The 18,614-nt window shown below is 62.4% G+C and carries 18 protein-coding genes; 2 read left to right on the top strand and 16 right to left on the bottom strand.

What is annotated here, in order from left to right; genetic code table 11:
* From HX805_RS27740 to HX805_RS27770, 7 genes are all read right to left on the bottom strand, one after another.
* A partial coding sequence (locus HX805_RS27740; RefSeq protein ID WP_177117504.1) for a DUF6531 domain-containing protein occupies window positions 1-2,886 on the bottom strand: 2,886 nt, incomplete at its 3' end.
* Between the two features lie 174 nt (window positions 2,887-3,060).
* Window positions 3,061-3,822 (bottom strand): SDR family oxidoreductase, encoded by a 762-nt coding sequence (locus tag HX805_RS27745; protein ID WP_003209865.1) that lies wholly within the window; start codon window positions 3,820-3,822, stop codon window positions 3,061-3,063.
* Window positions 3,815-4,615 (bottom strand): SDR family NAD(P)-dependent oxidoreductase, encoded by an 801-nt coding sequence (locus HX805_RS27750; protein ID WP_177117492.1) that lies wholly within the window; start codon window positions 4,613-4,615, stop codon window positions 3,815-3,817. Before HX805_RS27750 ends, HX805_RS27745 begins: the two co-directional genes overlap by 8 nt.
* Window positions 4,608-5,429 carry a molybdenum cofactor biosynthesis F family protein gene (locus tag HX805_RS27755; protein WP_177081979.1) on the bottom strand — a complete coding sequence of 274 codons (822 nt, stop codon included), beginning with the start codon at window positions 5,427-5,429 and terminating at the stop codon, window positions 4,608-4,610. The genes HX805_RS27750 and HX805_RS27755 overlap by 8 nt, the downstream gene beginning before the upstream one ends.
* Window positions 5,430-5,515: 86 nt before the next feature.
* A complete protein-coding gene (locus tag HX805_RS27760; RefSeq protein WP_177055239.1) occupies window positions 5,516-6,175 on the bottom strand; it encodes a LuxR C-terminal-related transcriptional regulator in 660 nt (219 codons plus the stop codon).
* Between the two features lie 52 nt (window positions 6,176-6,227).
* Complete coding sequence (locus HX805_RS27765) at window positions 6,228-6,593, bottom strand: cupin domain-containing protein (protein WP_003209872.1); 366 nt, start codon at window positions 6,591-6,593, stop codon at window positions 6,228-6,230.
* A 154-nt stretch (window positions 6,594-6,747) separates the two neighbouring features.
* Window positions 6,748-8,046: an FAD-binding oxidoreductase gene (locus HX805_RS27770; RefSeq protein ID WP_177022137.1), complete on the bottom strand. Its 1,299-nt coding sequence runs from the start codon at window positions 8,044-8,046 to the stop codon at window positions 6,748-6,750.
* A gap of 195 nt (window positions 8,047-8,241) precedes the next feature.
* Between HX805_RS27770 and hpaR the strand changes: the two genes are divergently transcribed.
* Window positions 8,242-8,664 carry a homoprotocatechuate degradation operon regulator HpaR gene (hpaR, locus tag HX805_RS27775; protein ID WP_003209875.1) on the top strand — a complete coding sequence of 141 codons (423 nt, stop codon included), beginning with the start codon at window positions 8,242-8,244 and terminating at the stop codon, window positions 8,662-8,664.
* A 132-nt stretch (window positions 8,665-8,796) separates the two neighbouring features.
* Here the strand turns inward: hpaR and hpaI are convergent, their stop codons facing one another.
* From hpaI to HX805_RS27815, 8 genes are all read right to left on the bottom strand, one after another.
* On the bottom strand, window positions 8,797-9,597 hold the full coding sequence (gene hpaI, locus HX805_RS27780; RefSeq protein WP_177117493.1) for a 4-hydroxy-2-oxoheptanedioate aldolase: 801 nt from the start codon (window positions 9,595-9,597) through the stop codon (window positions 8,797-8,799).
* A gap of 18 nt (window positions 9,598-9,615) precedes the next feature.
* The gene (gene hpaH, locus HX805_RS27785; protein WP_008437182.1) at window positions 9,616-10,419 is read right to left on the bottom strand and encodes a 2-oxo-hept-4-ene-1,7-dioate hydratase; all 804 of its coding nucleotides are present in this window, start codon (window positions 10,417-10,419) and stop codon (window positions 9,616-9,618) included.
* Window positions 10,420-10,429: 10 nt separating this feature from the next.
* Window positions 10,430-11,734, bottom strand: a complete 1,305-nt coding sequence (locus HX805_RS27790; RefSeq protein WP_177117494.1) for an MFS transporter — start codon at window positions 11,732-11,734, stop codon at window positions 10,430-10,432.
* Between the two features lie 51 nt (window positions 11,735-11,785).
* On the bottom strand, window positions 11,786-12,178 hold the full coding sequence (locus tag HX805_RS27795; RefSeq protein ID WP_177037362.1) for a 5-carboxymethyl-2-hydroxymuconate Delta-isomerase: 393 nt from the start codon (window positions 12,176-12,178) through the stop codon (window positions 11,786-11,788).
* Between the two features lie 142 nt (window positions 12,179-12,320).
* Window positions 12,321-13,178, bottom strand: coding sequence for a 3,4-dihydroxyphenylacetate 2,3-dioxygenase (hpaD, locus tag HX805_RS27800; RefSeq protein ID WP_177117495.1), 858 nt, complete (start codon window positions 13,176-13,178; stop codon window positions 12,321-12,323).
* 148 nt (window positions 13,179-13,326) lie between these two features.
* On the bottom strand, window positions 13,327-14,787 hold the full coding sequence (hpaE, locus tag HX805_RS27805) for a 5-carboxymethyl-2-hydroxymuconate semialdehyde dehydrogenase (RefSeq protein WP_177037363.1): 1,461 nt from the start codon (window positions 14,785-14,787) through the stop codon (window positions 13,327-13,329).
* Between the two features lie 5 nt (window positions 14,788-14,792).
* Window positions 14,793-15,563, bottom strand: coding sequence for a fumarylacetoacetate hydrolase family protein (locus tag HX805_RS27810; RefSeq protein ID WP_177051971.1), 771 nt, complete (start codon window positions 15,561-15,563; stop codon window positions 14,793-14,795).
* The gene (locus tag HX805_RS27815; protein WP_102368624.1) at window positions 15,560-16,225 is read right to left on the bottom strand and encodes a fumarylacetoacetate hydrolase family protein; all 666 of its coding nucleotides are present in this window, start codon (window positions 16,223-16,225) and stop codon (window positions 15,560-15,562) included. The genes HX805_RS27810 and HX805_RS27815 overlap by 4 nt, the downstream gene beginning before the upstream one ends.
* A gap of 143 nt (window positions 16,226-16,368) precedes the next feature.
* On the opposite strand from HX805_RS27815, the gene hpaA reads away from it, so the two are divergent.
* Window positions 16,369-17,271, top strand: a complete 903-nt coding sequence (gene hpaA, locus HX805_RS27820) for a 4-hydroxyphenylacetate catabolism regulatory protein HpaA (protein ID WP_003209891.1) — start codon at window positions 16,369-16,371, stop codon at window positions 17,269-17,271.
* 11 nt (window positions 17,272-17,282) lie between these two features.
* Here the strand turns inward: hpaA and HX805_RS27825 are convergent, their stop codons facing one another.
* A complete protein-coding gene (locus tag HX805_RS27825) occupies window positions 17,283-18,539 on the bottom strand; it encodes an OprD family porin (RefSeq protein WP_087694944.1) in 1,257 nt (418 codons plus the stop codon).
* Window positions 18,540-18,614 lie beyond the last annotated feature (75 nt).

Genomic DNA, 18,614 nt, shown 5'->3' on the forward strand with positions numbered 1-18,614 from the left:
CAGATGCCCGGCGAGGTCGTAGACATAGGCGGTGCGGCGGCCATCAAACCCGGTTTCCTGCTGGATCAGGCCGTTGGCGTGGTACTCAAGCCGGTAGGTTTCCCCAACCTCATTTTCGATCTCGGTGAGTAACAGCCGAACATTGTCATAACGGTATTTGAGCTGCGTGCCGTCCGGATTAATCCGACGGCTGATCAGGTGCAAACCATCGGCGTATTCGTAGCGGGTGACGCGGCCCAACTCGTCGCGCTCAGCAGTGATTTTTCCGTACGGGTTGTAGCTGAATTCGCGTGTGGCGCCGCCCGGCTGAATCACTTTCAGCAAACGACCCACGGCGTCCCACTGATACTGGGTCAGTGCGCCATGCTCATCCTCGCAAGCCACCTGCCGCCCCAGCTCGTCATAGCGATAACGCCGCACACCGCCATTCGCCAGTTTTTCCTCAATGAGCTGGCCGCGTTCGTTCCAGATCAGCCGCTGGCTGCTGTTATCCGGATACCAAACACCCGTGAGCTTTCCGTGTTGGGTGTAGGTGTATTCGGTGTAATTGCCATCCGGATCAGTCTTGCGAGTGATATCGCCTTGATCGTTACGCTGGTATTTCCACACCGCGTCACCACGGCGCACAACCCGTACGAAACCGTTGTCATGCTCGTAGGAGGTGGGTGCATCGTCACCGGGAAACAGCGCAATCAACCGACCGGCTTCGTCGTACTGATAGGCCGTCACCGCTCCCAGCGGATTCTGCTCGACCGTCAGCCGGCCTTTTTCGTCGTAGGATTTGAAGTGCTGCGCGCCGTCCGGATCGATCCGCTGCACCAGCCGTGCGCGCTGGTCGTGTACGTAGACTTCCTGGCTGCCATCGGCGTTGTGCACGGTGACCGTGCCGTTGTCATCCCACACATACCGCGTGTCCATCTGCGAAAAGCTGGCCCAGTGCCGGACGCACCTTGCAGCCTTGCCGGACCGTTCCCACTCCCAGAAGAAACTCGCCCCACCGGCCAGTTCCCGCTCCAGGATCACCTGCTGATCGTCGTACCGATAACGCTCGCTTTCGCCGACAGCGTTGGTCGCCTCAACCAACCGCCAGGCATCGTCGTACGTGTAGGAAACAACGTTCTGTTCGGTGACCCAGCCCGGCTCCCGCTGCACCTGATAGTCGACGGCAACGATATGGCCGTGCTCATACCGCAGCAGCAATCCCTGGCCAACATGGTTATCGATCCGCTGAATCCGCCCTGAATAATCGCGGGAAATGCGCAGCCGGTTGTCGTAAGCGTCACTGATCGCCGTCAGCACACCGTCACGGAAGTGGTAGAAAAGCGACGCCTGAGCCAGCACCCATTCATCCGGCAAAGCACCCAGATAAATCGCCGCTTCCGCCAGGCTATTGGTGATGGCCGGCCGTGCAGCAGAGGGCAGGGGAAAGGTGGTGCTGCGGTTTTCGTGATCGGTCCACACCACCGATCCGCCGCTCACCACCAAGCGCTGCGCCAGCGCATGACTCCAGCCAAACCCCAACCCGCAATCCACTTCCACGGCACTGCTGCGATACAACCGCGTCCAGACAAATGGCAGCACACCCTCCAACGAGCCATCCGTGAGGGTCAGCAGTTCCTCACCAGTAACCATCGATACCGGGCAGCCATTCGTACAGGTGCTCGCCGAACAAGCCGACGCATCCCCATTGGGGTTTTTCGCCGAAGCCGGGGCATCATCCACATGTTCTTGCTTCACCAGCGCCGTGCGCGCTGCTTTAGGCTTTCGGACCAGCGCTGCCGGATTCGAAACCTCGTTTACACCGGCCTTCAACGGCACCGCCGCAGCCTTCACCGGTACTGCCTGACTCTGAAGCGATAACGGCTTAAGCACCTCCGCGTGCCTATCCAACGGGGCCGTACCGCCCAACTTGGCAATCTGTTCCAACCACTCCCGTGCCCGCTCGGACCTGACCTTGCCCAGCACCTGCGCGCCCAGCCGTACCGCCACACCCATGCCACCGGTAGCCCACAGCAACAGCAGGTTGAGCAACACCTCGGTGGTGATTTCCCCGAGCAACTCAAACATGTAATGCGGCGGCAGCATGCGTATCCAACTGACCATCGCGGACAGGTAGATGAACAGCAGCGGCTCGTCGCTGAGAATCAACAATCCTTTGGCAATCGCCTCATGACTGAGCTTCAGGAGCGCTCCAAGCTCGGCTTGGGAGAGGTACTGCAGGAGCTTTTCGGTGTTGGGCTTGATGTCTGCCAACCACTGGTACAGCTGCGCAATACCGTCCCAGAGGCCGTAAAGCACGTTTTCAAAGCCCCGCGCATAAGCCAGTTGCAGCGAGGTGTAGCGCTCGCCATAACCCGCCTTGGCATAGCTCTCCCATATCGGCTTGAACGTGCTCGTCCACTGACCGCGCAAGTTGCCTTCCAGCGAGCTGATCTCGGACTGATAGGAGGCATACAGTGCCTTGATGTGATCCCTGGAAACGTTGGGATAAAAGCTGACTCGATACTGCCGGTCGACGGTGCACTCGGTGACTTCGAGCATGCCGCTGGGGCCGATGGTCTTATGGATGGGATCGCCGAGGGGACCACCGTCTTGCGCGACTTCCTGCAGCATCACCGGCGTATTGCCGATGGGCACGAACCGTGTGCTCTGGAACATGTGCACCAGGGTCAACGGTGAGTTGGCCTTGCAGGTCGCGACGGTGCTGGCGGGATACAGGGAACGGGTGATGGGCGCGACCAGCGAAACCTCGTCGCCGACCTTGAACACCTGCTCGACATCCAGTGCCGAAAAGCTCCAGAAGCTCTCGGCCCACGCGTCGTAGGTGTTCAGGCAATGTGTGAAGTCGTTGAGAACCCCATCGACGTCGCGCGTCTTCGGGTCCATCGCCGCCACGACCAGAAAGCCAATGGCGGGAATCAAGAGGCAGCCCCATCGGGCAGGGCATTAATCGAAAAAAACATCGGCGTTCCCTCGCGCTGTGTGATCAGGCGAGGGACTTTGCAGAGGTTCTCAGGGCAGGGGAGTAGAGGTTATCCGGCAGTTCGGTAGGACGTTTCGTTAAACCTCCGGCAAGGTCGAGCCGCCATCCACCACCAGCGTTTGCCCAGTGATATAGCCCGCCAGGTCCGATGCCAGGAACAGCATTGCCCCGGCAATATCCGACGGTGCGCCCAGCCGTCCCAGCGGTACCCGGCTGGCGATCTGTGCATTTACCTGGTCATCCCCCAGGTTGCCCATGGCCGGGGTTGCGATCATGCCGGGCTCCACACCGTTGACTCGCACATTCAAACCGGCCAGTTCCAGCGCCGCATTGCGAATGAACCCGTTGACCCCGGCCTTCGACGCCGCATAGTGACTCAACCCCGGAAACGCAACCCGCGGCCCCGTGACAGACGACGTAACCAGCACGCAGCCCCGACCCTGACGGCGGAACATCGGCAGCGCCGCCTGGGTCAGCCAGAACAACGCCGAGAGGTTGACCGCCAAGGTACGGCCGAGCATCGCCGGAGTGATCTCGGCAAAGGGCGTCAGCGGAAAATACCCGGCGTTATGCACTAGAATATCCAGCCGCCCCCAGTCGTGTTCCACCCCTGCAATCAGCTCGAAAACCGCAGCCGCATCCGCCAGATCCACCGTCACCGCTTCCACCTGGCAGCCGCGCCCGCACAGCTCCAGCGCGAGCGCCTCTGCCAGTTGCAGGTCGGCGATCATCACCCGCGCGCCCCGCAGGGCAAACGCTTCGACGATGGCCCGACCAATACCCTGGGCTCCACCCGTTACCAATACGTTGCGACCAGTGAAATCCAGGTCTTCATTCATGACGCTGCTCCATACGCGCATAGGCCAGCGTCGGCACATCGACGATGCTTGAGCCCCCGTCCGCCACCAGCGTCGCACCCGTAATGATCGACGCGTCACTGGAGGCCAGGAAGCGGCACACCCTGGCGATTTCTTCAGCGCTGGCCGGCCGGCGCAACGGCACGTCGGCGCACACCCGGTCATAGGCGTGCTGCAGCGTCTCGCCATGGAAATCCATCAACGGCTGCATTTCCTCATCCGCCATTGGCGTGCGCACCCAGCCGGGGCACACCGCGTTCACCCGCACCCCGCGCGGGCCGTAATCCCGGGCCAGCGAGCGATTGAGCCCGAGCAAGGCATGCTTGGCCGTGGTGTAGCCGCATACTTCAGGCCCTGCGGCCAGGGAGGCAATCGAGCCCATCAACACGATGTTGCCGGCGCTTTCCAGCAGCAGCGGCAAACACGCCCGCGCACTGTAGAAGGCGCTGTCGAGGTTGCTGCGCAGCGCCGCTTCCCAGGTCTGCGGGCTGGTGTCGGTGGCGCTGCCCACGCCATGGCCGCCCGCACAGGCCAGCAGCACGTCGATCCGCCCATAGTGCTGGCGAATCTGCGCAATAAAACCCTCCCAGGTCTGCGGGCAGGCTGCATCACCCACCAACACCAACCCCCCGGTTTCCCGCGCGACCTGCTCCAGCGGCTCGCGGCGACGGCCGATCAGTACCAACTGCGCACCCTCGGCGGCGTACAGCCGGGCGCACGCGGCACCGATGCCCGTGCCGGCCCCGGTGATCACAATCGTGCGCGGCTCAGTCATCAGGATGCTCCGTGCGATTGAGCACCTGGCAGTAGGAGCTGATGGGAAAGTTCGATAGCTCATCGAAGGAGGCGTCGGCATAGCCGAAGATCTTGCCGTCGCTGCGGTGTTGCTGCAGGTCGATCAGCACCAGGCCGAGGGTGGGGATGATTTTTTCGCGCCAGACGAACAGGTAGAGCTGGTCGGCGATCTTGTAGTAATCGCAGCGGTCGGTGTCGCACAGGCCTTGCTCGACACCCTTGAGGCATTGCCAGGCGTAGAACTGGTGGTTGAGGTAGATGTGCTCGTAGACCTCGCTCGGGCTGTAGCGATACTGGTTGCGCAGGCCGATCAGGTCGGTGGTTGGTGCGTGGGGGCATTGGCCTGGCTGCCACGGGCGGTCGAGGCTGCCGTGGAGAAAATCCACTTCCACCGAAGTCAGCGGCTTGCCGGCAAGGGCGCGGCTGTAGAGGCCTTCGCGGGTTTGTTCCTGGGTGGGCATGCGCCCGAGCACAGCGGTGAACGAAGCGCTGGCGGTGTCGAGCACCAGGCTGACCGACCAGGCCTGCGTGCCTTCGCGCTTGATGAAATCCACCAGGTACAGGCCGGGGCGCACCGAGGTCGCACGGTAGGTGGCGCTGCCGCTGGAGTGACCGTCGGCTGCAACCCAGGAGAGGCTGTCGCGCTCGAAACGGTGCTCGATCTGCCAGCCATTGGCGAAGTGCAGGGTGAAGGCCTTGCCGCTCAGGTCGGCCAGGTTCGGCAGGATAAATGCCTCTGGGGCGAAGCCGTCGGCCAGGGCGCCCACGGTGATCCAGTCAGAAGGGGTGGTCATTTGCGAAGCTCCGGTTGGGTGGGTGAACACCACGAATCATCGCGCCCGGGAGCAGGCGCGGGTATCAACCGGATGGTTGAGGCGAACTACAGGAAAAGACTTCCCACCAGTTCTGTGCGACTGCTGACGCCGGCCTTGCGAAACAGGTTGATCAGGTGGGTCTTGATGGTGGGCAGGCCGACATCCAGCTCCTGGGCCAGCTGTTTATTGCTGGCGCCCTGGCGCAACAGCAGGGCGATCTGGCGCTCCTTGGGTGTGAGACCGGCCAATGCATCTTCAGTGGGCTGCATGTTGGCCACCGCCAGTTGCAGCAAGGTTTGCAGGGCGTTCAGTTGGGCCAGTTGCTCGCCGGTGAAAGCGCCCTGGTCGGCGGTGCGCAACAGCGAAATCGCCGCCTGGGGCTGGCCGGCGCGCTGGGCGAAAATCTCCACCACATCGACCACGCCATAGCGCCGCAGAAAATCCCCATAGCGCCGGGTATCCCGCGCCGGCTGGCGGGCCATGGCAAGGCCCAGCGGCACCACCGCCAGGCCACTGGACAGGCAGTTGCGCGGTTGCAACGGGTCGAATTGGCGGTAGTTGTCGAGGTAGTCGCGGTGCATTTCGCCGCTCATGCCGTGCAACTGGAAATCCCGGGCTTGCAGCTGGCGGTCGACGCAATAGAACGCGGCCTGGCTGACCGGAATCAAGCGGGTGAAAGCCTGCAGGCACTGGCCGGCGACTTCGTGGGCGGGGAGAGCGTGCATGGGTGGGCACCTGCGCCAAAAGGCTGCCGACGGGTGCCGGCAGCCGGGGCTATCACACCACGGCGAAGTAGTGTTTGACGAAACTTTCGCTGACCACTTCCCACAGCACCGGGGTGCCCTTGGTCACGAACCAGCTGTCACCGGCCTTGTAGCGGGTGCTCTGGCCGGTGGACTCGTCGGTGAGCACCACTTCGCCGGTGACCACGGTGGCCTGTTCGGCAAACGGATAGACCATGCGGAACTTGCCCTGGGTGGTGCCGAAATAGGCGCTGCTGACCGGGTCGGTGGGGGCACCGAAGGTCATTTTGCCGAAGGCCCGGACTTCGCCTTCGAGGATGGTCGAGCCGAGGTCGGCGACGGTGCCCCAGGCGTCGAGTTCGGATAGCTGGATGTCTTTCTTGAGGGTAACGAGGGTCATGGCAGTTGCTCCTGATGAGAAAAAATTAGTGACCAACTGTAGGAGCGAGCTTGCTCGCGAAGGTCGTCAACGATGACGTTGGCGTCCTGGATTAACGCGGCGCCCTTGGGTTTTTCGCGAGCAAGCTCGCTCCTACAGGTGTCAGGCGTGGGATTTAGCGGCGGCCGTTCCAGTAACCGGAGAGCTGGTGCCAGGATTTGCCGGCGGTAAGCAGCAGCGGGCGGATCGCGTCCTTGCCGATGATGGTCGGGCGATGGATCGAGCTGACCAGGTCATACCGCGCCGAGCCTTCGCTCATGCCTTCGGCCAGCACCTTGCAGATGATGTGGCTTGGGGTCACGCCGAAGCCCGAATAGCCCTGCACATAGAACGCGTTGCTGCGCCCGGGCAGGGTGCCGATCTGCGGGAACAGGTTCGGGCTGCAGGCCATCGGGCCGCCCCAGGCCAGGTCGATCTTCACGTCCTTGAGGTACGGGAAAATCTTCAGCATCAGGTTGCGGTTCCAGGCTTTCAAATCGCCGGGAATGTGCTCCACCAAAGGCGTGGCGGCGCCGAACAGCAGGCGGTTTTCGTTGGTGACGCGGTAGTAGTCGATCACCGGGCGAATGTCGCTGTAGGCCCCGCGAATCGGGCTGATACGGTTGATCAGCTCTTCTGGCAACGGCTCGGTCATCATCTGGAACGCGTAGGTGTTGATGGTCGAGCGGTGCAGTTCCGGCTCCAGCTTGTTGAGGAAACTGTCGCAGGCCCACAGCAGCTTGCTGGCCTTGACCGAACCGCGGCCGGTGCGCACGGTGATGCGCTCGCCATAACTGACTTCCAGCGCCGGGCTGTTCTCGAAAATCCGCACGCCGTGGCCGGCCAGGGCCTTGGCTTCGCCCAGCAGCAGGTTCAACGAGTGCACATGCCCGCCGCCCATGTGCAGCAGGGCGCTGCTGTAGGCGTCGGAGCCGATGATCTGCCTGACGTCGGAGCCGCCAAGAAAGCGGATCTCGTGTTGGGTGTTGATGGATTTGAAGTCTTTCTCCCAGGCGCGCAGGGTCTTTTCCTGGCGGGCGTTGAAGCCCATGTAGCCATAGCCGTGGCAGAAGTCGGCATCGATGTCGTACTTGGCGATGCGGTTCTTGATGATGTCGGCGCCCAGGTCGCTGATCTCGAAGATCTGGCGCAGGCCGTCTTCACCCACGTCCTTCTTGATCTTTTCCAGGTCGTGGCCGATGCCGGCCATGATCTGCCCACCGTTACGCCCGGTTCCGCCGAAACCCAGGTAACGCGCTTCCAGCACGACGATGTTGGTGATGCCTTTTTCGGCGAGCTCCAGGGCGGTGTTGATCCCGGAAAAGCCGCCACCGATGATCACCACGTCGGCTTCCACGTCCTGCTCCAGGGTGGGGAAGCTGAGGTTGTATTTCTTGGTCGCCGTGTAATAGGTCGGCGTTTCGATATTGATCATTGCGCTGCCTGACAGTGAAGAGCTAATGAGTGTATTAAGGCCGTTGGCGCGCTGGATGTCTTGATTCTGTGTGCCGCCGGTTTTGATCCTGCGCGCCAGAGCCTTCGCCGGCTTCACAAGTTATAGCGTGAGGTGGGGAGGAGAGTGTTAGAGTTTCGTTAAAACATTAACTAAATCTATCGTGACCCTGAGCCTATGTTGAAACCCAGACAATCCCTGACCCTGACCTTGCTTCAGGCCCGTGAAGCGGCCATGAGTTTTTTCCGGCCCTCGCTGAATGAGCATGGGCTGACCGAACAGCAATGGCGGGTTATTCGAATTCTCAGCCAGCATGACGAATTGGAGATTTACCAGTTGGCCGAACTGGCGTGCATTCTCAAACCGAGCATGACCGGCGTGCTGGTGCGCATGGAGGCAGCGGGCATGGTGCACCGGCGCAAGGCCGAGCAGGATCAGCGGCGGGTGCTGGTGACGCTGGCGGAGAAGGGCAAGGCCAGTTTCGAGTCGATGAGCCAGTGCATGGAGGAGAATTACCAGCGGTTGCAGGAGCAGTTCGGGGAGGAGAAGTTGCAGGTGTTGCTGGGGTTGCTGGATGAGTTGAAGACTATCAAGCGCTGACACACCGCCGATCCAAATGTGGGAGCGGGCTTGCTCGCGAATGCGGTGGGTCAGCCAACAAACCTGGCACTGATACACCGCTTTCGCGAGCAAGCCCGCTCCCACATTTTGGATCTTTGTGGTTTCAGAGCGTCAGTACACTCCGCCGGTAATGGCCGGTGTTGCGGTGTCTTTGAATTTCGCCGCCAACCCCTGCAACCCGCGCATCAACACCGTCGTATCCACCCCTACCGCCACAAACGCCGCCCCAAGCTCGATATACCGCCGCGCCAGTTTCTCATCCGCACTCAAGATGCCCGCCGCCTTGCCGGCTTTTTGAATCCGCCCAATCGCGTCCTCAATCGCCGCCTGCACCTCGGGGTGCCCGGGATTCCCCCGGTGCCCCATGGCCGCGCTCAGGTCCGCCGGGCCGATAAACACCCCGTCCACTCCGTCAACCGCAGCAATCGCATCGAGGTTGTCCAGGCCTTCACGGTTCTCGATCTGCACCAGCAGGCACATCTGCGCATCGGCCTCATCCAGGTAACCGGGAATACTGTTCCAGCGCGACGCCCGCGCCAGCGCGCTGCCCACGCCCCGTATACCACCCGGTGGATAACGCATCGCCCGCACCAGCTGCCGTGCCTGGTCAGCCGTCTCCACCATCGGCACCAACAGCGTCTGCACGCCGATATCCAGCACCTGCTTGATCAACGCCGTATCGCCGATCACCGGGCGAATCACCGGTTGGCTGTCATAAGGCGCGACAGCCTGCAGTTGGCCGAGCATGCCGCGCAGGTCATTGGGCGCGTGCTCGCCGTCGATCAGCAGCCAGTCGAACCCGGCATTCGCCGCCAGTTCGGCGCAATAAGCGTCCGCCAAACCGAGCCACAGGCCGATCTGGGTCTCGCCACGTTGCAGGCGTTGCTTGAAGCGGTTGATGGGCATGTCCATGAAACAGTCCTCCAGTGTTCAGACAAAGCGGCAGGAGATGGAACCCAGCATGTCGTAGTCGACATGGAAGGTGTCACCCGGATTCGCCGCCACCGGGCGGGTGAAGGAGCCGCCGAGGATGATCTGGCCGGGTTGCAGGGTGACGTCGTACGGCGCCAGTTTGTTCGCCAGCCAGGCCACGCCCTTGGCCGGATGGTTAAGTACCGCAGCCGACACCCCGGACTCTTCGATCACCCCGTTGCGGTACAGCACCGCCGGCACCTTGCGCAGGTCGATCTCGGTGGGGCGCACGGCGCGGCCGCCCATCACCACGCCGGCATTGGCGGCGTTGTCGGAAATGGTGTCGAACACCTTGCGGGTGGCGTTGGTGTGCGGGTCGATCTGCTGGATGCGGGCGTCGATGATTTCCAGCGCCGGGATCACCCATTCCGTGGCATCGAGCACATCGAAAATCGTGCAGTTCGGGCCCTTCAGCGGCTTGCCGAGGATGAACGCCAGTTCCACTTCCACCCTCGGCACGATGAAGCGCTCGAAGGGGATGTCGGTGCCTTCGTCGAAGAACATGTCATCGAGCAGGGCGCCGTAATCCGGCTCGGTGATGTTCGACGACACCTGCATCGCCCGCGATGTCAGGCCGATCTTGTGCCCGACCAGCTTGCGCCCGTCCTTGATTTTCCGGGCCACCCAGGCGCGCTGGATGGCGTAGGCGTCTTCAATCGTGATGTTCGGGTGCTCCAGGGAAAACTGGCGCACCTGTTCACGGGAACGCTCGGCCTGGTCGAGGCGGGCGGCGGCTTGCTGAATAAGGGCTTGATCAAGCATGACAAAATCTCTACTGGGGATTGACGATGGCCGCATGGGTGCGCAGCACCAGCAGGCCGCCGAGGGCGATAAGCAGCGCCAGCACGTACAGGGCCAGGCTCGCGCTTTGGGTGGTGTCGCGCATCCAGCCGATCAGGTAGGGCGCGAGGAACGAAGCGATGCTGCCGAACGAGCTGATCAGCGCGATGCCGGCCGCCTGGGTGCTGTTGGACAGGAACGCCGGCGGCAATTGCCAGAACATCGGCAGCGCAGCGCTGGCGCCCATGCCGGCGAGGATCAGGCCGCCCAGCACCAGGGTCGGGTTGGTGGGCGAGAGCCCGGCCACCGCAATACCGATGGCCGACATCAGCAACGGCACGCACAGGTGCCAGCGGCGTTCGCGGTTGCGGTCGGACGAGCGCCCGCAGCCGATCATGAAGAAGCACCCGGCCAGATACGGTACGGCGCTCAGCAAGCCGACCTGGCTGTCGCGGCCGATGCCGGCGCCGTGGATCAGGGTGGGCATCCAGAACGCCAGGGTGTTCACCGCCAGCATCACCGCGAAGTACACCGCCACCAGCAGCCACACCTGCGGGTCACGCAGGATGCCGCCGAAGGAGGTGATGGATTTGCGCTGTTCTTCAGTGCTCAGTTGCTCGCGCAGTTGTTGCTTTTGCGCGGGCTCCAGCCACTTCACGGTTTCGAAGCTGTCGGGCAGGTATTTCAGGACGACCAGGCCGAGCAGCACCACCGGGGCGCCTTCGATCAGGAACATCCACTGCCAGCCCCGCAGCCCGCCGAAATCATGGAAGTTCTCCAGGATCGCACCGGACAACGGGCCGCCAATCACACCGGCCATGGGCACGGCAATCGCAAACAGTGCGGTGACTTGCGCCCGGCGGCGGGCCGGGTACCAGCGGTTGAGGAACACCAGGATCCCCGGGAAGAAGCCGGCTTCGGCCACCCCCAGCAGAAAGCGCAGCACGTAGAAGCCCGTGGAGCTTTCGATCCACAGCATGCTGGTGGAGAGCACGCCCCACACCACCATCAGGCAGGCGATCCAGCGCCGTGGGCCGACCCGGTCCAGGGCCATGTTGCTGGGTACGCCGAACAGCGCGTAGGCGATGAAAAACAGGCCGGCACCGAGGCCATACACCGTGTCGCTGAAGTGCAGGTCGGTGCTCATCTGCATCTTGGCGAAGCCGATGTTGATGCGGTCCAGGTGGGCAAACAGGTAGCAGATCAGCAGCAACGGCATCAGTCGCCAGGTGACGATGCTGTGGGTGCGCTGATGGTCGATCAGGGTGGTGCTGTCGGCGGTATTGGCTGTGCTCATGATGTTGTTCTTTTTTGTTTGAGTGGCCATGGGCGGAAAGGTGGGCTGTGCTCAGCCCGCCTGGTTCTTCAGGAATGCGTGCACGTTGTTCTGCTTGAAATTCAGCTCGGGGTGCAGCTCGATCATCTCGAACGACAACGCCAGCAGCCGCTGGGATTGCAGCTCGGCGAAGTGTTCGGTGATGACCTTGAACAGGGCTTCGGCCACCGTTTTTCGGGTTTCCAGGTCGCGCCCGTGGCCGACCTTGAGGGTCATGTGGACGAAGGCGTAGTCATGCTTGCCGTCGGCCATGCGCCAGGTGTCCAGGCGCACTCCGCGACTGCGGATGCCCCCCAGGGGAAACACGCCGCTGTCCCCCAGCACGGCGTGAACCTGCTCGAACAGGGCCGGCAGGTTGGCCTGCTGCTCGATGTTGTCGGTGTATTCGGCGATGAAGTGCGGCATGTGTATCTCCTCTTTGGGTGAGGTGCAGCGAATTCCTTGTAGGAGCTGGCTTGCCTGCGATGGCATCAACTCGGTGAGACAGATACACCGAGGTGCCTGCATCGCAGGCAAGCCAGCTCCTACAGGTGATCTTCACCAAGGCTCATAAAGGGAAAATGGCATTGATCTGGCCGGTGCCCGAGCTGCCGAATGGCTGGGTGATGATCTCGGCCGGCTGGTTGTAGTCCGGCCCGCCCAGCAGCCCCAGGAGCATCGCGGTGTCGTGCATCTTGCCTTCGCCGAAGCAGTGCTCGGCGTAGTCCGGCAGCATTGCGCAGAACTCCTTGAAGCGGCCTTGCTTCCACATCTCCACCACGTGCAGGTCCATCTGCTTGTCGAATTCACGGGTCCAGTTGTGGATATTGGCTTCGGCTTCGCGGTCGTCCGAGAAACGGTGGGAGAGGGAACCCGAGGCCAGCACCAGGACTTTGCGGTCGCTTTTCTCGATCGCCCGGCGCACGGCGGCGCCAAACGCGAAGCTGTCTTCCAGCCGGTGCCAGGCGCACCAGGCGGCGATGGAGATCACGTCGAACTTCTGCGCGTCCGGCACGCCCATGTGCATGTAGCGCATCGGCACCAGGGTGCCGTATTCCAGCTCCAGGCTCGGGATATTGTGGGCCATGGTGCGCACGCCGGCGAGGTTGGCCTCGGTGGCGATCAACTCGCCCAGCTCGGGGCAGCCCGGGTACTCGTACTCCATGTTCTTGATGAAGTGCGGCAGCTCGTTGCTGGTATAGGTGCCCTTGAAATGCTCGCCGCAGTTGACGTGATAGCCGCTGTTGACCAGCCAGTGCACGTCGAACACCACGGCGGTGTCGGCCCCCAGTTCACGGGCGCGCCGCCCGATTTCCTTGTGCCCGGCGATGGCTGCTTCGCGGCAACCGTGGTGCTTGCCAGGCAGTTCCGACAGGTACATCGAGGGAACGTGGCAGATCTTTGCTGCCAGAACCACTTCGCCCATGATCATTCTCCTGAGTATTTATTCTTTTGTAGGAGCGAGCTTGCTCGCGAAAAACGTCAACGATAACGCAGCACTTCTGTTAGCCCGCGGCGCCTGCGGGTTCTTCGCGAGCAAGCTCGCTCCTACAGGTAGCGTTGTTTTATCCGGGTTACACACCCCAGCGCGGGATGTGGTGACTGCCCATGGAAATGCACACGTTCTTGATCTCGGCAAACACTTCGAAGCTGTACTGGCCGCCTTCACGGCCGGTGCCGGAACCTTTTACCCCACCAAACGGCTGGCGCAAGTCCCGCACGTTCTGGCTGTTGATGAACACCATGCCGGCTTCGATGCCGTAGGCCAGACGATGCGCCTTGCCGATGTCCTGGGTCCAGATATAGGACGCCAGGCCGTACTCGGTGTCGTTGGCCAGTTGCAGCGCTTCGGCTTCGTCCTTGAACGGGATCAGGCACACCACCGGGCCAAAGATTTCTTCCTGGGCGATGCGCATGTTGTTGTTCACATCGGCAAACACCGTCGGCTGGATAAACTGCCCGCGGCTCAAGTGCGCCGGCAGGTTGGCCGGGCGTTCCAGGCCGCCGGCCAGCAGGGTGGCGCCTTCCTCGAGGCCAATCCTGATGTAGCCGGTGACCTTGTCGTAGTGGGCCTGGGTGATCATCGAGCCGACCTGGGTCTTCGGGTCCTGCGGGTCGCCGACGATCAGGCGTTTGGCGCGGGCGGCAAATTCGGCGACGAACTGCGGGTACACGCTCTCCTGAATGAAGATCCGGCTGCCAGCGGTGCAGCGCTCACCGTTGAGCGAGAAGATGGTGAACAGTGCCGCGTCGAGGGCGCGGTCCAGGTCGGCGTCTTCAAAGATCAGCACCGGCGACTTGCCGCCCAGTTCCATGGAGTACTTTTTCAGCCCGGCGGTCTGCATGATTTTCTTGCCGGTGGCGGTACCGCCGGTGAAGGAAATCGCCCGCACGTCCGGGTGGCGCACCAGCGCATCACCGGCGGTGGCGCCGTAGCCCTGGATTACGTTCAGCACGCCGTTGGGGATCCCGGCTTCGACCGCCAGGCGCCCCAGTTCATTGGCCGTCAGCGGCGACAGCTCGGACATCTTCAGCACCGCGGTATTGCCCAGCGCCAGGCACGGCGCAGTCTTCCAGGTGGCGGTCATGAACGGCACGTTCCATGGCGACACCAACGCACACACACCCACCGGCTGGTAAAGCGTGTAGTTGAGCATCTGGTCGTCCACCGGGTAACTGTGGCCGTCCATGCGGGTGCAGACTTCGGCGAAGAAATCGAAGTTGTGGGACGCCCGGGGAATCAGCACGTTCCTGGTCTGGTGGATCGGCAGGCCGGTGTCGAGGGTTTCCAGCTCGGCCAGGTGCGGCACGTTCTGTTCGATCAGCTCACCGAGCTTGCGCATCAAGCGGGCACGTTCCTTGGCCGGTGTGCCTGCCCACTTCGGAAAGGCTTCCTTGGCTGCTGCAACGGCCTGCGCCACTTCCTCGGCACCGCCGCTGGCCACTTCACCGATGGCTTCGCCGGTGGCCGGGTTGTAGTTGATGAAGGTGTCTTTGCTTTCGACCTCACGGCCGTTGATCCAGTGTTTGATCATATTGCTCAAGCCTCTTTACGGGCGGCAAAAAAGTCCGCCTCGCTGACAATTCGATTGACCAGGCGGCCTACGCCTTCCACTTCCACGATCACTTCATCTCCCGGCACCACATCCGCCAGGCCTTCCGGCGTGCCGGTGGCGATCATGTCGCCGGGCTGCAGGGTCATGAAGCTGGACAGGTACTCGATCAAATACGGGATGTCGAAAATCATGTCTTTCGTGCTGCCTTCCTGGCGCAGCTCACCGTTGATCCAGGTGCGCAGCTTCAGGTTGCTTGGGTCCGGTACGTCGGCGACATCCACGATCCATGGGCCTACGGGGGTGGTGGCGTCGCGGTTTTTCACCCGCAGGTTGGGGCGGTAGTAGTTTTCCAGGTAGTCGCGGATCGCGTAGTCGTTGCACACCGTGTAGCCGGCCAGATACTCCAGGGCGTTCTCGCGCTTGACGTTGCGCGCCGGCTTGCCGATGACCGCCACCAGTTCGCACTCGTAGTGCATGTAGGCGACGTTATCCGGCCGCCAGGTCACCTGGTTATGGCCGGTGTAGGTGCCGGGAGACTTGATGAACGCCAGCGGTTCGGTCGGTGGCTTGAAGGCCAGTTCGGCGGCGTGGTCGGCGTAGTTCAGGCCGAGGGCAAACATGCTGCCGGTGGCCGGTGGCAGCCATTCGACCTGGTCTTCAGCCAGCAGGCGACCGTCGGCCAGGCGCACGGCGTTTTCAGCTTCTACCAGCACCTGGTGGGCTTCACCTTCAAAGCGAATACGGGCGTGTTTCATGACAGCTCCTCTGCCTTGATGTGGTTGACCAGGCGGCCCAGGCCGCTGATCTCGACTTCAACCGTGTCGCCGGGTTGCACATCCACCCGGCCTTCGGGCGTGCCGGTGATCAGCAGGTCGCCCTCGTGCAGGGTCATGAACTCGCTGATCTCGGCGATCAACTGCGGCAGGCTGCGCACGAAGTTGGCGGTGGAGTTTTGCTGGCGCAGTTCACCGTTGACGAACAGCTTCACGCTCAATTGATGCGGATTGGCGACCTGGTCGCGGGCCACCAGTTCCGGGCCCAATGCGCAGAAACCGTCCCGGCACTTGGCTTTCACCGCCGGGCGGTAGTAGCTGTCTTCCGGCAGGCTGAACTCATTGACGATGGTGTAGCCCGCCACATGCTCCAGGGCATTTTCGACGCTGACCCGGCTGGCGCTCTTGCCAATCACCACCCCGAGTGCCGGGCCCGGTTGCAGGCGTTCACCCTGTGGGTGCAGCACCACGCCGTCGTGGCCGTTGCGGGTATTGGGCGTCTTGATGAACAGCACCGGCTTCACCGGTGGTTTCTGGTAAGGCGCTTGTTCGAATTCGGCGAGACGTTGGTTCAGCAACCCCTGGTAGTTCAGCGCAACGCCGAACAGGGTGCCGTTCGCAACATCATGCAGGGCACGGCTCATGCTTTTCTCCTGGCAGTGGCGGGGCAGATTCGGACCTGCACCGTGGGAAATTCGTTAACGTGTTAACGTTATAATTAAGATGTTAACTATCGTCAAGCGTGGCAATATTTCAGGGCAGTCAAAACAACAAAGAGAATGCAGTGATGAGCGATCGTCAGCCGATCCCCAACATCAACATCGGGCAGGTCTACGACCAGCGTTACAGCGATGCCGAGGTGCACTACGACCGGCTCGGCAACCTGGCGGGATTTTTTGGCCGCAACATGCCGGTGCATCGCCATGACCGGTTTTTCCAGGTGCATTACGTCAAGACCGGAGCGGTGCGGGTCTACCTGGACGACCAGCAGTACCTCGAATCCGGGCCGATGTTTTTCCTCACGCCGCCGACGGTGGCGCATTCCTTCGTCACCGAAGCCGACGCCGACGGCCATGTGCTGACCGTGCGCCAGCAACTGGTGTGGGCCTTGATCGACGCCGACCCCAGCCTGGCCCCCGGCGCACAATTGCCGGCGGCCTGCGTGGCGTTGGCGCGGCTGGCACCGGAGTTTCAGCCCGAGGTGCGCCGCCTGGAATTCCTGTTTGATGAGCTGTGCAGCGAGATCAACGCCCAGGCCAGCGGACGCGGTTCGGCCCTGGACAGCCTGACACGGCTGATCATGATCAGCCTGCTGCGGCTCTGCGCCAATTCCCTGGAAGCCCGGCCTGCACGGCACGAAGACCTGCGGATCTTCCACCGCTTCAACGAACTGATCGAAGACCACTACCTGCAACACTGGCCGCTGTCACGCTACGCCGACGGTATCGGCGTCACTGAAGCGCGGCTCAACGAGGTGTGCCGACGCATCGCCGACCTGCCGTCCAAGCGCCTGATTCTGGAGCGGCTGATGCAGGAGGCCCGGCGCCTGCTGCTGTTCACCGGCAGTTCGGCGAATGAAATCTGCTACCAGCTGGGGTTCAAGGACCCGGCGTATTTCAGCCGGTTCTTCCAGCGCTACGCGCAAATGACGCCGGGGGAATACCGCCAGCGTCAATCGGGGTTGCGTTGAGGCGCCCGGCGTTACCACAGGGCCACGGTGTAGCCGATGATCACCCGGCTTTCGTCGATGTCGCTGGTCAGGCCGTTGCTTGAGCGCAGGGTCGCATTGCGCAGGCGCACGTTGACGTTCTTCAGCGGGCCGCTCTGCACGGTGTAGACCAGGTCGGTGTCGCGCTCCCATTCGCGGCCGTTGCGCACCGTGGCGGTTTGCGCATGGCTGCCGTCGACGTAGCGGGTCATGAAGGTCAGGCCCGGCAGGCCGAGGGCGGCGAAGTTGTAGTCGTAGCGCGCCTGCCAGGCATCGGTGTTGGCCTTGGTGAAGATATTGATGGTCACCAGGTTGACCGAATACGGATCTTGCCCCGGGAAGGCAAAGTCGCCGTCACCGGAAAGGTTCTGGAAGCCCAGGCCGAATTTGTGTGCGCCCACCGACAAACTGAACATGCCGTTGAAAAAGCGGTTGTCGATCCGCCCGCCGTCGACCCGCGAAGCGCTGCGCAGCAGGGCGCTGCCTTGCTCGCGGGTGTCGAAGTAGCGCAGGTCGGTGCGCAGGTTCACGCCCTCGGCCAGCGGCAGGTCATGCACCAGGCCGATGAAATTCTGGCGGTAGATGTCCTGCATCTGCGCGTAGTAATAGGTCGCCGCCAGGTGCGGGTTGATCGCGTAGGTGCCGCCGGCCAGGTCCAGGTGGCTGCTGTTGACGCCGCCGTAGCTCATGGACTCGTTGTTGGAGGAGTCCCGCAGGTTCTGTTTTTCCAGGCGGCCGACGTTCAGGGTCAGGCCGTCGATGTCCTGGGAGGTCACCAGTTCACCGTTGTAGGTCGACGGCAGCAGGCGGGTGTCGTTGTAGGCAGCCACCGGCAACAGCGGTTGCAGGGTGCCGAGCTTGAGCACGGTTTTCGACACGCGCAATTTGGCGGTCAGGCCGAGTTCGCTGTAGCTGTCGGCCGGCTCGCCGCTGGCGCCAGACGGCAGCAACCCGGTGCCCCGGCGGTCGCGGCTGGAGTCGAGCTTCAGGCCCATTTCGCCCAGGGCGTCCACGCCAAACCCGACCACGCCTTCGGTGTAGCCCGACTCCAGGCGCAGCACAAAACCTTGCGCCCATTCGTCTGCCTTGTTCTGCGGCGCGTTGGCCTGGCGAAAGTCGCGGTTCATGTAGAAATTGCGCAGGTCCAGGCTGGCCTTGCTGTCCTGGATGAAGTCGGCGTGGGCGACCAGAGGGCTAAACGCGGCGCACAGGCCAGCGCTTGCCGCCGTGCGAAAGAGGCACGAATGCATGAGGGGCGTTCCTTTTGTTGTTTTTGTTGGTAGAGCCCGCCACCAGGGCAGGGGCGGGCATATTGTTAACATGTT

The sequence above is a fragment of the Pseudomonas sp. G5001 genome, assembly GCF_013385475.1.
Taxonomy (GTDB): Bacteria; Pseudomonadota; Gammaproteobacteria; order Pseudomonadales; family Pseudomonadaceae; genus Aquipseudomonas.

Excerpts from the sequence above, each read along its gene's own strand:
- HX805_RS27745 (WP_003209865.1), bottom strand. The coding sequence starts at position 3,822 with ATGAATGAAGACCTGGATTTCACTGGTCGCAACGTATTGGTAACGGGT.
- HX805_RS27815 (WP_102368624.1), bottom strand. The coding sequence starts at position 16,225 with ATGAGCCGTGCCCTGCATGATGTTGCGAACGGCACCCTGTTCGGCGTT.
- HX805_RS27790 (WP_177117494.1), bottom strand. The coding sequence starts at position 11,734 with ATGAGCACAGCCAATACCGCCGACAGCACCACCCTGATCGACCATCAG.
- hpaI (WP_177117493.1), bottom strand. The coding sequence starts at position 9,597 with ATGGACATGCCCATCAACCGCTTCAAGCAACGCCTGCAACGTGGCGAG.
- HX805_RS27755 (WP_177081979.1), bottom strand. The coding sequence starts at position 5,429 with ATGACCACCCCTTCTGACTGGATCACCGTGGGCGCCCTGGCCGACGGC.
- HX805_RS27825 (WP_087694944.1), bottom strand. The coding sequence starts at position 18,539 with ATGCATTCGTGCCTCTTTCGCACGGCGGCAAGCGCTGGCCTGTGCGCC.
- hpaE (WP_177037363.1), bottom strand. The coding sequence starts at position 14,787 with ATGATCAAACACTGGATCAACGGCCGTGAGGTCGAAAGCAAAGACACC.
- hpaR (WP_003209875.1), top strand. The coding sequence starts at position 8,242 with ATGTTGAAACCCAGACAATCCCTGACCCTGACCTTGCTTCAGGCCCGT.
- HX805_RS27810 (WP_177051971.1), bottom strand. The coding sequence starts at position 15,563 with ATGAAACACGCCCGTATTCGCTTTGAAGGTGAAGCCCACCAGGTGCTG.
- HX805_RS27795 (WP_177037362.1), bottom strand. The coding sequence starts at position 12,178 with ATGCCGCACTTCATCGCCGAATACACCGACAACATCGAGCAGCAGGCC.
- HX805_RS27750 (WP_177117492.1), bottom strand. The coding sequence starts at position 4,615 with ATGACTGAGCCGCGCACGATTGTGATCACCGGGGCCGGCACGGGCATC.
- hpaD (WP_177117495.1), bottom strand. The coding sequence starts at position 13,178 with ATGGGCGAAGTGGTTCTGGCAGCAAAGATCTGCCACGTTCCCTCGATG.
- HX805_RS27765 (WP_003209872.1), bottom strand. The coding sequence starts at position 6,593 with ATGACCCTCGTTACCCTCAAGAAAGACATCCAGCTATCCGAACTCGAC.
- hpaA (WP_003209891.1), top strand. The coding sequence starts at position 16,369 with ATGAGCGATCGTCAGCCGATCCCCAACATCAACATCGGGCAGGTCTAC.
- HX805_RS27770 (WP_177022137.1), bottom strand. The coding sequence starts at position 8,046 with ATGATCAATATCGAAACGCCGACCTATTACACGGCGACCAAGAAATAC.
- HX805_RS27760 (WP_177055239.1), bottom strand. The coding sequence starts at position 6,175 with ATGCACGCTCTCCCCGCCCACGAAGTCGCCGGCCAGTGCCTGCAGGCT.
- hpaH (WP_008437182.1), bottom strand. The coding sequence starts at position 10,419 with ATGCTTGATCAAGCCCTTATTCAGCAAGCCGCCGCCCGCCTCGACCAG.